Below are 12,268 nucleotides of genomic sequence, written 5' to 3' on the forward strand. Positions count from 1 at the left end.
GACCGACTCCCTCCCCCCGGTGCCGGTCAGCCCAGGTGTCGCTCAGGCCAGCTGCGGAGCCACGTCCGCGGCCACCAGGTCGAGGTGGTCCAGGTCGGCGAGGTCGAGCACCTGCAGGTAGACCCGCTGCGCGCCGGCCTCGGCGTAGCGGCCGAGGGTGTCCACGGCCTCGGCGGGCGTCCCGGCGACGCCGTGCTCCCGCAGCTCCCCGACCTCCCGGCCGATCGCCGCAGCCCGGCGGGCGATCTCGGCCTCGTCACGGCCCACGCACAGCACCAGCGCCGAGCTGTGGACCAGCGACGAGGGGTCCCGGCCGACCTCGTCGCAGGCCTCCCGCACCCCGGCGAACAACCGCGCGTTGTCCTCGGCCGACATGAACGGCACGTTGAACTCGCTCGCGTACCGGGCCGCCAGCCGGGGCGTCCGCTTCTTCCCCGCGCCCCCGACCAGGATCGGCACACCCCCGTCCTGCACCGGCTTGGGCAGCGCCGGTGAGCCGGACAGCTGGTAGTGCCGACCGTCGAAGTCGAACGTCTCCCCCACCGGGGTGCGCCACAGCCCGGTGAGGACGGCGAGCTGCTCCTCGTACCGGTCGAACCGCTCCCCCAGGGACGGGAACGGGATGCCGTAGGCGGTGTGCTCGGCCTCGAACCAGCCGGAGCCGATCCCCAGCTCCACCCGGCCGCCGCTCATCTGGTCGACCTGGGCCACGCTGATCGCCAGTGGCCCGGGCAGCCGGAAGGTGCCGGCCGTCATGAGGGTGCCCAGCCGGATCCGGCTGGTCTCGCGCGCCAGCCCGGCCAGGGTGATCCACGCATCGGTGGGGCCGGGCAGGCCGTCGCCGCCCATGGTCAGGTAGTGGTCGGAACGGAAGAAGGCGTCGAAGCCGGTCTCCTCCGTGCGGCGGGCCACGGCCAGCAGGTCGTCGTAGGTCGCGCCCATCTGGGGCTCGGTGAAGATGCGGAGCTGCACGTCCGGACCGTAACGAGCACCATGTCCCGTCGCGCAGCGACCTGCGATCTCGGGGTGTGCTGACCGCCGGGACCGGGCAGGATGATCGCCAGACGATCAACTCGGAGGTGCAGCTCGTGTTCCGCAAGAAGACGCGTGGTCAGGTCATCGGCGCCGAGCTCCAGGAGGGTTTCGCCCACATCGGGGTCGCCGCCACCGAGGCCGGCCGCCTCGCCGCTGAGCAGCTGGGTCCGCGCGTCGCCGCGGCCCGCGAGGCAGCAGGCCCGGCGCTCGACGCCGCCCAGCGCGCGGTGTCGCCCAAGGTCGCCGCCGCCGTGGCCGTCGCGGGACCGGCCGTCGCCACCGCACGCGACACCCTCGCCCCCCGCGTGGAGGCGGCGCGTGACGCCGTCGCGCCACGGTTCGAGGCCGCGCGCGACGCCGCTGCACCCAAGGTGGCCGGCGCAGTCGTGGCCGCGCAGGCCGCCGCGAGCAAGGCGGCCGCCGACCTCGGTCCCCGCGTCGAGGCGGCTCGCAAGGCGCTCGAGGACGACGTCGCCCCGCGCGTGGCCGCCGCGCAGAAGGCGGCCCGCAAGGCGCTCGAGGACGACGTCGCCCCGCGGGTGACCGCTGCCCAGGCAGCCGCCCTCGCCTACGCCACCCCCCGCGTGGTCGCCGCCCGCGAGGCCGTGACCCCCGCGCTCGACAGCGCCCGCGAGACGCTGATCGCCGGCGTGGACAGCGCCCGCAGCGAGCTCGACGCCCGACGCGCCGAGCTGGCGGCGGCCGCCGCGGAGTCCGGGCGCAAGGCCCGCAAGACGGCGAAGAAGGCTCGCAAGAAGGCCGGCAGGAAGCACCGCGAGTTCGAGAAGGCGGCGAAGGCCACCGCCAGGACCGTCAAGCGCCGCGTCGGCGTCGAGCCCGAGTCCCGTCGCTGGCCGTGGGTGTTCGTGTTCGCCGCAGTGGGTACGGCAGTGTTCGTCCTGCTGCGCCGCAACAAGGCCGACGCCTGGACACCCGCTCCGGCCGGCGACGGCCCGGTGCCCAGCTACCGAGAGGACCCCGTGCCCAGCTCCCCGAGCACTTCCGGCAAGACCGTCTCCACCGCCGACACCACCGGCGACTCCGCCCCGGCGGAGTCGGACATGGGCGTCCGTGACGCGCAGTTCGTCGACGGCGACGGCGCCGACACCGCCAGCGAGGACGTCAAGAACACGCCGGAGCCGTTCAGTTCCGGTGGCGCCAGCGACGCGGGCCCGACCGCCGGTCCCGACGACAAGCAGGTCTGACGACCGCACTCCCCAGCAGCACCCGCCGCCCCTGTCGCCTCCGGTGACGGGGGCGGCGGCGTCTTCGCGAGTACGGTGGGGATCATGAGTGAGACGGCCCTTCCGGCGCAGTCCTCGGGTTCCCCTCTCGAGCCGGCCGGTCGCAAGATGCTCCGCCTCGAGGTCCGCAACAGCCAGGTCCCGATCGAGCGGAAGCCCGAGTGGATCAAGACCCGGCTCAAGACGGGCCCGGAGTACACCGAGCTGAAGTCCCTGGTCCGCCGCGAGGGGCTGCACACGGTGTGCGAGGAGGCCGGCTGCCCCAACATCTACGAGTGCTGGGAGGACCGGGAGGCCACTTTCCTCATCGGTGGTGACCAGTGCACCCGGCGCTGCGACTTCTGCCAGATCGACACCGGCAAGCCCGCCGACTTCGACCGCGACGAGCCCCGGCGGGTCGCCGAGAGCGTCGCCACCATGGGCCTGAAGTACGCCACGGTCACCGGGGTCGCGCGGGACGACCTGCCCGACGGCGGTGCCTGGCTGTACGCCGAGACCGTCCGCCAGATCCACGCCCAGCTGCCCGGCTGCGGCGTGGAGCTGCTCATCCCCGACTTCAACGCCGACCCCGCGCAGCTCGCGGAGGTCTTCTCCTCGCGTCCCGAGGTGCTCGCCCACAACGTCGAGACGGTGCCGCGCATCTTCAAGCGCATCCGTCCCGGCTTCCGCTTCGAGCGCTCGCTCGCCGTCATCACCGCCGCCCGCGAGGCGGGCCTGGTCACCAAGTCCAACCTCATCCTGGGCATGGGCGAGGAGCCCGCCGAGGTCGTCGAGACGATGCAGGCGCTGCACGACGCCGGCTGCGATCTGCTGACCATCACCCAGTACCTGCGCCCCTCGCCGCGGCACCACCCCGTGGTCCGGTGGGTCAAGCCCGACGAGTTCGTCGGGTTCCAGGCCGAGGCGGAGCGGATCGGGTTCCCGGGCGTCCTGGCCGGGCCGCTGGTGCGCAGCTCGTACCGCGCCGGCCGGCTCTACCAGCAGGCCGTCGAGGCACGCGGGCTCACTCCTCAGGGCTGACCGGGCACCGAATCCGCTCGGCGCGCGCCGGTCGGGCGCCGGCCCGCTTTAAGCTGGGCGCATGGCACGCAGCAAGTCCTCAGACCAGGCCGCTCAGAGCGGCGGCGGCAAGGCCGCCGCGCCCAAGGGCGGAGCCACCGCGTCGGGGGTGAAGCTGGGCAAGAACGGCGAGCCCAAGGTCGGCCGGCTCAAGAAGCTCGGCAACAACGGCCGGATGATGAAGCAGGCGTTCACGCTGACGCGCCGCAACGACCCGCAGCTCCCCTGGGTCATGCTCATCGCCTTCATCGTGGTGTTCGCGGTGGTCGAGCTCATCGGCATCCTGCTCGACTCGCCGTTCCTCTTCCTGCCGTTCGCCCTCATCCTGGGCGCCCTCGCCGCTCTGATCATCTTCGGTCGCCGGGCCCAGGGGTCGGCCTACCGCCAGGTGGAGGGCCAGCCCGGCGCTGCGGCGTGGGTGCTGGAGGGCATGCGCGGTGACTGGCGGGTCAGCTCCGGCGTGGCCGGCACGCCGCAGATGGACGCCGTCCACCGGGTGCTCGGACGGCCGGGTGTGATCCTGGTCGGCGAGGGCTCGGCGCAGCGCGTGCGCGGCCTGCTGGCCCAGGAGAAGAAGAAGATCGCCCGCGTCGTCGGTGACACCCCCATCTACGACGTCATGGTCGGCGACGACGAGGGGCAGGTGCCGCTGAAGAAGCTGAGCACCCACGTGATGAAGCTGCCGCGGAACCTCTCCGCCGCCGAGCTGAACAGCCTGGGCCGGCGGATGAGCGCCCTCGGCGGCGCGCGGATGCCCGTCCCCGGGGGTCCGCTCCCCGGTGGCCGGCAGATGTCGGTCAGCCAGCGACAGGTCCGCCGCCGCGGCTGATCCACCCAGCACGACGAAGGGCCCCGTCCGCTGCGGACGGGGCCCTTCGTCGTCCCGCGGCACCTGCCCCGCCCGGCGCGGACACCGACCGGAGGCGGGGCGTCGGCTCAGGCCCGGACGACGGCGGTCTTCGTCAGGCGGTCGTGCAGACCGCGTCCGTCGGCGTCGGTGATGAGCGCCGGCACCAGCAGCACGAGCAGCACGGTCCGGACGACGGCCCGCCACGGCGCCAGGCGCGATCCCGGCGTCGGGTGGGCCAGCCGCAGGCCCATCAGCCGGTGGCCGGGTGACTGGCCGAAGACCACCAGGCTTCCCGAGGTGAGCACGAAGAAGACCAGCAGGCTCGCGTTGCCGGGAAGTTCCGGGGCGGAGAACGCCCAGGCGATGGCACCGGAGAGCAGGGCGTCGATGACGTAGCCACCGGCTCGCGAGGTGAAGGACGCGAGCGACCCCGGGCCCTCGGCGGGCAACCCCAGGGAGGCGCCGCGGTCCGGAGCCTGAGAGGCTTGATCGACATTCCTGACCATGACCACCAGCGTAGTAAGAGGACCCCCTGCTCCCCACCACTCGCTCGCTCGTGGTGGTGCCCTGCAGAGGGCCGACCGCCCGGCGTGTTGTTACGCCCCCGAAACACTCGGGACACCGCAGGGCAATTCCCCGCTCGTAACGTGCAGTTCGGCTTTCCGCCCACACCCGGAGGATCGATGTTCACCAGTCCCGACGAGGTCGCCGCCTACATCCGCGACAACGACGTCGAGTTCGTCGACGTCCGCTTCTGCGACCTGCCCGGCGTCATGCAGCACTTCACCATCCCTGCGTCGACGTTCGGCGAGGACACGTTCAGCGAGGGCCTCGGCTTCGACGGCTCCTCGATCCGCGGGTTCCAGGCGATCAACGAGTCGGACATGCTCCTGCTGCCCGACGCCAACAGCGCCTTCGTGGATCCGTTCCGCAAGCACAAGACGCTGAACGTCAACTTCTTCATCCACGACCCGATCACGCGCGAGGCCTACAGCCGCGACCCGCGCAACGTCGCGAAGAAGGCCGAGGCGTACCTGGCGAGCTCCGGCATCGCCGACACCGCGTACTTCGGCGCCGAGGCGGAGTTCTACATCTTCGACTCGATCCGGCACGGCACCGGCATCAACGAGGGCTACTACCACATCGACGCGGTCGAGGGCTCCTGGAACACCGGTTCCCGGACCGGCGAGAACGGGCTCGGCCCGAACCTGGGGTACAAGACGGCGACCAAGGGCGGCTACTTCCCGGTCGAGCCCGTGGACCACCAGAGCGACCTGCGCGCCGACATGATGGTCAACCTGACCAACGCCGGCCTCGAGCTCGAGCGCGGCCACCACGAGGTGGGCACCGGCGGTCAGGCCGAGATCAACTACAAGTTCGACACGCTGCTGCGCTCGGCCGACAGCCTGATGCTCTTCAAGTACATCATCAAGAACACCGCATGGGCGCACGGCAAGAGCGTGACCTTCATGCCGAAGCCGCTCTTCGGCGACAACGGCTCGGGCATGCACTGCCACCAGAGCCTCTGGCGGGACGGCCAGCCGCTGTTCCACGCCGAGACCGGCTACGCTGGCCTGTCGGACATGGCCCGCCACTACATCGGCGGCCTGCTCAAGCACGCGCCGTCGCTGCTGGCCTTCACCAACCCCACGGTGAACAGCTACCACCGACTGGTTCCGGGCTACGAGGCCCCGATCAACCTCGTCTACTCCGCTCGGAACCGCTCGGCCTGCACCCGCATCCCGATCTCGGGTGACAACCCCAAGGCCAAGCGCATCGAGTTCCGCGTGCCCGACCCGTCGGCCAACCCCTACCTCGCCTTCTCGGCGATGCTGATGGCCGGCCTCGACGGCGTGAAGAACAAGATCGAGCCCCCGGCACCGGTCGACAAGGACCTCTACGAGCTGCCGCCCGAGGAGGCCCTGGGCATCGACAAGGTGCCGGCCTCGCTCGACGCCGTCCTCGACCGTCTCGAGGTCGACCACGAGTACCTGATCGACGGCGGGGTCTTCACTCCCGACCTGATCGAGACCTGGATCGACTACAAGCGGGCCAACGAGATCGACCCGATCCGGCTGCGCCCGCACCCGCACGAGTTCGCGATGTACTACGACATCTGATCCCGGCACCTGCTGCACACCGCGGCCCCCGACCTGCACGTCAGGTCGGGGGCCGCGGTGCGTCCGGGTCAGCTCGCGGGAGGAATCGGCCCGTGCACCGGGGACGCCGTCAGCACGACGGTCGCACCACCGGCCTCGACCGCCTGGAGGGTCCGCAACTGCAGGAGCCCCGGCTGCTCGGTGATCATCCGGGCCGCGTTCGCCAACGCCCGCGCGGACGCGACCTCCGACCGCGCCCGTTCCAGCGCCGCCTGCCCCTGCGCCCGGGCGGCAGCCACGTCGGCAGCCGCCCGCCGGAGCTCGGCGGGCACCATCACGTCGCGGACCGCCAGGCCCTCGAGCGCCATCCCGACCTCGCCGGCCGTCTCCGCTACCCGCTCCGCGATGCCGTCCGGGAGCGAGTCCCGGGCGGCGAGCAGCTCGTCGAGGGTGCGCCCGGCCACCGCCTCGCGCAGCCCGATCTGCAGCGCGACGTAGAGAAAGCCGTCGGCGCTCTCCGTCGCCTCGTGCCAGCGCCGCGGATCCGCGACGCGGACGGTCGCGATCAGGCTCACCTTGACCGCCAGCCCGTCGGCCGTCAGGACCTCCTGGGCCGGGACGAGGAGCAGCCGCGGGCGGACGTGCACCCGCACCTGCCGACGCCGGCGCCGGCGCACCCGGTGCCGTCCCGGACCCAACTCGGTCTCGAAGCGGCCGTCCCGGTACACCAGGACCCGCTCCCACTCCTGCGCGGTCACCCGCACGTTCTCCACCTCCTCCTCGGTCCCGGTCGCACGGACCGCCCGGCGCGTGGTCGGGCGCCGGCGGGGAACGCACGGGACGCTGCAGACCGCCGGAGCCGGAATGACCGCGCGCCGGACGGCGTCGGGAGTCGAACCCGCGCGTTCCTGAGACGCTTGCCCATACATGGCACGCCCGTGACCGACGCGCAGAACCTGCGGCGGCGATGCCGCCCGGCTGCTGACCACGAGCCGCGAGAAGGTAGCGCGACCGCCCGTCGGGTGTCCTCCCGTTTTTCGGGCGGTCAGGTGCGGAACGAGCCGGCGTCGCCCCGGGGCGAGCCGATCAGGAGTCCTACCCCGGCCTCGACCGCGGCGTAGACCAGCAGCGCCAGCCCGACGACCAGCGCCGGCGGGACGACCCCCGGCGCGCTCCGCCACCAGCCCGGACCGCGCTCCGCCTCGGCGGGAATGTCATCCCCCTTTGCCACGGTTGTCATGTCCAGGCAACCCGGTCCTCGCATGCTCGAGGGGCGCCCGAGAAGGCGCGCACCGGCCGAGCGCGGCACCGCCCCGAGCGGTTCCACCGGCCAGGCAGTTCGACACCGCCGCCGGCTCGGCACCACGTGAGCCACCCAGAACGTCCGCAGACACCGTCGTCTCGCCATTCCGCTCGGCCTTCCGCGCCGCACGCCGTCCCGAGACAAGAGGTTCCCCGTGAACGCAGAGCGACTTCCCCTGAACGATGACCACGGCGACCAGTTCCCCGGCGCCCTTCCCGCACCCCGGACCGTCCTTCCCCGCCACGATGCGGCCGACGAGCGGCTCGTCCGCATGCGCACGGCGTACGTGTACAAGATCGACTCCGCGGTGGAGGTCGACCGCGAAAACCTCGCCGACGAGCTGGCCACGTCCTTCGCGCACGAGGCCTCCGCTCTCCGGTTCTCAGACGCACGGCCCCGGCGTCCGAGCCGCGGCACCCCGGCGCGCACCCGCACCGGCAGTCCGGCGAGCCGCGCGACCGCGGCCGGCGGGACCATGCGGGCGTTGATCCGGCGGTTCGACCGCTACACCCTCAAGGTCTTCAACGCCGGGACGCCGACCCGCCCGCTCGACTGAGCGCGAGCGCGCCCCTTCGGGCGGTCAGGTGCGGAACGAGCCGGCGTCGCCTCGGGGCGAGCCGGTCAGGAATCCCACTGCGGCCTCGACGGCGGCGTAGACCAGCAGGGCCAGCCCGATGACCAGCCCCGGCGGCACGACCACCGGTGCGGCCAGCACCGAGATGCCGAGGACGCCCGGCGCGCTCCGCCACCACCCGGGGCGGCGCTCGGCGTCGACCAGCGCTCCCCACCGGACGCCGCACCACATCAGCCAGCGCCGCACCACCGGCACGCCGTTCTCCCGCATGACCCGGCGGAAGAGACCGTCGGCGTCGGCCGAGGTGACCGCTCCGCTGCGGATGCCCTCCGTGCACAGCCAGTCGTGCAGGATCGCGGCCGCCGTGTAGCGGCCGAAGCGCGGCACGAGCCACACCACGAGCCGGGGCACCGTCGCGAAGTCGGTCAGGAAGCCGGCGGGCACCACGAAGCGGTCCCGCTTCCCGCGGTAGACCAGCGGCTCCTCCACGGCCCAGTGGTCGTCGTCCACGCTGCGGACGACGACGTCGCCCGACTCCAGCGGCACCGCGCTCAGCCCGCGCCGACCGGGCACCCGAGCCGCCCGCCCATCGCGGCGATCGGCGGGAGCCGGCGGTCCACGAGCCGGAACAGCAGCAGGAACGCCAGCGCCAGCGCGACGACGATCGCGAGGTTGCGCAGGGCGATGGCGTAGCCGTGGGTGGCGACGTCCATGAAGTGGTAGGGGTACCAACCGGTGACCACGCCCTGGGCGAGGATCCAGGCGATCCAGGCGACCGGCCACAGCAGGGCGCGGGCCACGACGCCGGAGGGAATGCGCGGGCGCGGGCCCAGCAGCAGCCAGCCGAGCACCGTCATCACCGGGGAGACGTAGTGCTCACCGGCGTTGGTCCAGGCGTTGATCCCCTGCGGGTCGTACAGCGGGGCGAGCACGACGGCGTGGACGATCCCGGTGATCGTGATCCCGATCAGCGACCCAGGCGGGCGACCCGCCAGAGCCGGCCGTCGGAGAGCGGGTCGCGGACCAGCGGCAGCACGGACGCGAGCACCAGCAGATTGCTCTGGATCGTGAAGTAGCCGAAGAACCGGACGACGCGCTCGACGACTCCCAGGGAGGGGTCCGCGGGGTCGACGAGGTGCAGCACGAACTCGGTGCCCACCGACAGCGCGACCACGACGGCCAGCACGGCCCACCAGGCGCGTGCCGCCCCGAGGCCGACGTCCGCGGCAGGCGTCGTCACGGTCACCCGCCGGATTCTGCCAACTGCTCACCCGATCCTCCGCGACACCACCCGTTCGGTGACGCGCCGCACCGTGCCGGCGCGGCCGGAGAGGACGGCGTCCAGCAGCCGGTTGACCGGCGGCATCTCGCCGAGCCGGGCGATGCCCGACCAGCGCGGCACCCCGATGGTCCGCGCCCGCGACGCGGCCAGGCAGTCCGCGACCCGCTCGGCAACCCGGTCCGGGGAGATCCCCCGCGACAGTCGGCCCTCGGCGTCGGCGTCGGACACCGGCGCGTGTCCGTGCCCGCGGGCCAGCCACTCGGTGCGGACGAAGAAGGGGTTCACCGAGGAGACGCGCACGCCCCGGGCGGCCACCTCGCGCCGCAAACCGTTCAGGAAGCCGTCGACGCCGGCCTTGGTGGCCGAGTAGACGGTGAGCGGCGGCACCTGCGCCCAGGCGGCGACCGAGGAGACGGCGACGACGTCGGCACGGCCGCGCTCGGCCGCCGTCGACAGCAGGTGCGGCAGCGCCAGCCGGGTGAGCTCCACGACGGCCGTCAGGTTCGTGGCCACGACGCCCTCGACCGCCTCCCCCGGCATGTCCTCCACGAGGCCCGCCCACCCGAGGCCGGCGTTGTGCACGACCGCGTCGATCCGGCCGTGCTCCGACAGCGTGCGCTCGACCAGCGCCGCCCGGTCCGCGGCGTCGGCGACGTCGGCCACGGTCGTCGTCACCCCGGGGAGGGCGCCCACCGCCTCCTCGAGCCGGTCCCCGTTTCGGGCGCAGGTGACCACCCGCGCGCCTCCGGCGGCCAGCCGGTGGACGGTGGACCGGCCGATGCCGGCGCTCCCCCCGGTGACGAGGACGACGCGCTGCTGCAGATGGCTCATGGTGGGGTCCTACCCCAGGAGGACATCACATCCACCGGGCGCATCGTTTCCGGGGCCACGGGGCACAACGATGATCATGCGCCTGCCCGAGCCCCGTGGTCCGCTGAGCGACGCCCTCGCCCGCGACCTCGCCACCCGGACCACGCTGTCGGCGGAGACGGCGGCGATCGCCGAGCGGTCCGCGGCCGATCCGGCCGACGCCCTGGCCGACGATGACCTGCAGCTCGCCCTGGCCATCGCCTACGAGCTGCACTACCGCGGCTTCGACGGGATCTCCGACGACTGGGAGTGGGATCCGGCGCTGCTCTTCCTGCGCGCGGGCCTGGAGCGCCGCCACCTCGCCGCGCTGCGCAGCCTGGTCGGGCCGGTCCCGGTGACCGACGAACCCGTCGACCGCCAGATCACCGCGCTGATCGACGCCGACGACAGCCCGTCGCTGTCGACCTACATGGCCAAGAAGGGTTCGCTGGAGCAGTGGCGCGAGTACCTCACGCTGCGCTCGGTCTACCACCTCAAGGAGGCCGATCCGCACACCTTCGCCATCCCCCGCCTCTCCGGGCGGACGAAGGCGGCCATGGTGGAGATCCAGGCCGACGAGTACGGCGGCGGCTCGGCCGCGCGTATGCACAGCGAGCTGTTCGCCGGCCTGATGCGCGACCTCGACCTGGACCCCGGCTACGGCGCCCTGTGGGACGAGGCGCCCACCGCGGCGTTCGCCTCGGTCAACACGATGTCCCTCTTCGGTCTGCACCGGCGGTGGCGGGGGGCGGCGCTGGGGCACCTGACCGCGGTGGAGATGACCTCGTCCGAGCCGAGCCGGCGGTACTCGGCGGGGCTGCGCCGGCTGGGCTTCGACGAGCGGACGACGGTGTTCTACGACGAGCACGTGGAGGCCGACGCCGTCCACGAGCAGATCGCCTCGGTCGACATGTGCGGCTCCCTGGTCGCGGGCGAGCCGGAGCTGACCACCGACGTGCTGTTCGGTGCGGCGACCTCCCTGGCGATGGACGGGCTCGCCGCCCGCCATCTGCTGGGCGCCTGGGAGGCCGGCCGCTCCGCGCTCTACCGGGACCGCGCGCTCGCCGCCTGATCCACCGCGGCGCCGGCGCTCCGGGTGATGAGCCACCCGAAGACGGCGGCCAGCGGGAACATCAGCACGCCGTAGACCGCCGCAGGCACCGCCAGCTCCACGCTGTCCAGCACGCTGATGGCCACCGCGATCGCCAGCGTGCTGTTGTGGATGCCGATCTCGAACGCGCTGGCGGTCGCCTGCCGGCGCTGCACCCCGAGCAGCCGCGGCACGGTGAAGCCGATCGTCAGGCTGAGCAGGCAGAAGACGACGGCGGGCAGGCCGATCTGGCGGAGGTACTCCCCGATCCGGTCCTGCTCGGCCAGCATCGTGCCGACGATCACCAGCGCCAGCACGACCGCCGACAGGATGCGCACCGGCCTGTCCATGCGGTCGGCGAAGCCTGCCGACCGCCGGCGGACCAGCATGCCCAGCGCCACGGGCACGACCACCACCGCGAAGACCTGGACGGTCTTGCCGAACTGCAGACCCAGCGAGCCGCTGTCGGCCGGGTCGAAGTACTGGACGGCGAGGTTCGTGACGACCGGCAGGGTGATCACGGCGATCACCGAGTTGATCGCCGTCAGGGTGATGTTGAGGGCGACGTCGCCACGGAAGAGGTGGCTGAACAGGTTCGCGGTGGTGCCCCCGGGCGAGGCCGCCAGCAGCAGCATCCCCACCGCCAGCAGCGGCGGGAGGTCGAAGGCCAGCACCACGCCGAAGCAGAGCGCCGGGAGGACGAGCAGCTGGAGCCCCAGCGCGATCAGCACGACCTTGGGACGGCGACCGATGGCCGCGAAGTCGCCCGGGGTGAGCGAGAGCCCGAGGCCGAACATGACGACCGCCAGGGCCAGTGGCAGGGCGACGGTGGTGAGCGCGGAATCCATCGGACCTCCGATCGGGGCGCCGGTGCGACGCTCCG

Annotated in this window: 15 protein-coding genes; 6 read left to right on the forward strand and 9 right to left on the reverse strand. The window is 72.8% G+C overall.

Annotated features, from left to right (window positions below; genetic code table 11):
* Nucleotides 1-42: 42 nt before the first annotated feature.
* Nucleotides 43-972 (reverse strand): LLM class F420-dependent oxidoreductase, encoded by a 930-nt coding sequence (locus C5508_RS05715; RefSeq protein ID WP_104523989.1) that lies wholly within the window; start codon nucleotides 970-972, stop codon nucleotides 43-45.
* A 116-nt stretch (nucleotides 973-1,088) separates the two neighbouring features.
* Here C5508_RS05715 and C5508_RS05720 point away from each other — a divergent pair, with 116 nt between their 5' ends.
* The 3 genes from C5508_RS05720 to C5508_RS05730 all read left to right on the forward strand — a co-directional run bounded on the left by C5508_RS05720 (nucleotide 1,089) and on the right by C5508_RS05730 (nucleotide 4,167).
* A complete protein-coding gene (locus tag C5508_RS05720) occupies nucleotides 1,089-2,240 on the forward strand; it encodes a hypothetical protein (protein WP_157943999.1) in 1,152 nt (383 codons plus the stop codon).
* An 84-nt stretch (nucleotides 2,241-2,324) separates the two neighbouring features.
* Nucleotides 2,325-3,299 (forward strand): lipoyl synthase, encoded by a 975-nt coding sequence (lipA, locus tag C5508_RS05725; protein ID WP_104524034.1) that lies wholly within the window; start codon nucleotides 2,325-2,327, stop codon nucleotides 3,297-3,299.
* A gap of 61 nt (nucleotides 3,300-3,360) precedes the next feature.
* Entirely contained in the window at nucleotides 3,361-4,167 is an 807-nt protein-coding gene (locus C5508_RS05730; protein ID WP_104523991.1) for a DUF4191 domain-containing protein, read from the forward strand.
* Between the two features lie 107 nt (nucleotides 4,168-4,274).
* Here the strand turns inward: C5508_RS05730 and C5508_RS05735 are convergent, their stop codons facing one another.
* Entirely contained in the window at nucleotides 4,275-4,694 is a 420-nt protein-coding gene (locus C5508_RS05735) for an RDD family protein (RefSeq protein ID WP_104524035.1), read from the reverse strand.
* Nucleotides 4,695-4,871: 177 nt separating this feature from the next.
* On the opposite strand from C5508_RS05735, the gene glnA reads away from it, so the two are divergent.
* Nucleotides 4,872-6,308, forward strand: a complete 1,437-nt coding sequence (gene glnA, locus C5508_RS05740; protein WP_104523992.1) for a type I glutamate--ammonia ligase — start codon at nucleotides 4,872-4,874, stop codon at nucleotides 6,306-6,308.
* A gap of 68 nt (nucleotides 6,309-6,376) precedes the next feature.
* Here glnA and C5508_RS05745 read toward each other — a convergent pair whose 3' ends face one another.
* Both C5508_RS05745 and C5508_RS05750 read right to left on the reverse strand, forming a co-directional pair.
* Nucleotides 6,377-7,060, reverse strand: a complete 684-nt coding sequence (locus C5508_RS05745; protein WP_232796943.1) for an SPFH domain-containing protein — start codon at nucleotides 7,058-7,060, stop codon at nucleotides 6,377-6,379.
* Between the two features lie 272 nt (nucleotides 7,061-7,332).
* Nucleotides 7,333-7,527, reverse strand: a complete 195-nt coding sequence (locus tag C5508_RS05750; protein WP_157944000.1) for a hypothetical protein — start codon at nucleotides 7,525-7,527, stop codon at nucleotides 7,333-7,335.
* 217 nt (nucleotides 7,528-7,744) lie between these two features.
* Between C5508_RS05750 and C5508_RS05755 the strand changes: the two genes are divergently transcribed.
* Nucleotides 7,745-8,146, forward strand: a complete 402-nt coding sequence (locus tag C5508_RS05755) for a hypothetical protein (RefSeq protein WP_104523994.1) — start codon at nucleotides 7,745-7,747, stop codon at nucleotides 8,144-8,146.
* Nucleotides 8,147-8,170: 24 nt separating this feature from the next.
* Here C5508_RS05755 and C5508_RS05760 read toward each other — a convergent pair whose 3' ends face one another.
* The 4 genes from C5508_RS05760 to C5508_RS05775 are packed head-to-tail and all read right to left on the reverse strand — an operon-like array spanning nucleotide 8,171 to nucleotide 10,277.
* Nucleotides 8,171-8,710 (reverse strand): DUF1353 domain-containing protein, encoded by a 540-nt coding sequence (locus C5508_RS05760; protein ID WP_104524037.1) that lies wholly within the window; start codon nucleotides 8,708-8,710, stop codon nucleotides 8,171-8,173.
* Nucleotides 8,711-8,715: 5 nt separating this feature from the next.
* The gene (locus C5508_RS05765) at nucleotides 8,716-9,159 is read right to left on the reverse strand and encodes a Pr6Pr family membrane protein (RefSeq protein WP_269801763.1); all 444 of its coding nucleotides are present in this window, start codon (nucleotides 9,157-9,159) and stop codon (nucleotides 8,716-8,718) included.
* Nucleotides 9,132-9,410, reverse strand: a complete 279-nt coding sequence (locus tag C5508_RS05770) for a hypothetical protein (protein WP_104523996.1) — start codon at nucleotides 9,408-9,410, stop codon at nucleotides 9,132-9,134. The genes C5508_RS05765 and C5508_RS05770 overlap by 28 nt, the downstream gene beginning before the upstream one ends.
* A gap of 21 nt (nucleotides 9,411-9,431) precedes the next feature.
* Nucleotides 9,432-10,277, reverse strand: a complete 846-nt coding sequence (locus C5508_RS05775) for an SDR family NAD(P)-dependent oxidoreductase (protein WP_104523997.1) — start codon at nucleotides 10,275-10,277, stop codon at nucleotides 9,432-9,434.
* A 76-nt stretch (nucleotides 10,278-10,353) separates the two neighbouring features.
* Between C5508_RS05775 and C5508_RS05780 the strand changes: the two genes are divergently transcribed.
* Complete coding sequence (locus tag C5508_RS05780) at nucleotides 10,354-11,367, forward strand: iron-containing redox enzyme family protein (RefSeq protein WP_104523998.1); 1,014 nt, start codon at nucleotides 10,354-10,356, stop codon at nucleotides 11,365-11,367.
* On the opposite strand, the gene C5508_RS05785 is transcribed toward C5508_RS05780, so the two are convergent.
* Nucleotides 11,340-12,233, reverse strand: coding sequence for a bile acid:sodium symporter family protein (locus tag C5508_RS05785; protein WP_104523999.1), 894 nt, complete (start codon nucleotides 12,231-12,233; stop codon nucleotides 11,340-11,342). The two genes, C5508_RS05780 and C5508_RS05785, sit on opposite strands and share 28 nt — an antisense overlap.
* Between the last annotated feature and the right edge of the window lie 35 nt (nucleotides 12,234-12,268).

The organism is Blastococcus atacamensis (genome assembly GCF_002938425.1).
Classification (GTDB): domain Bacteria; phylum Actinomycetota; class Actinomycetes; order Mycobacteriales; family Geodermatophilaceae; genus Blastococcus; species Blastococcus atacamensis.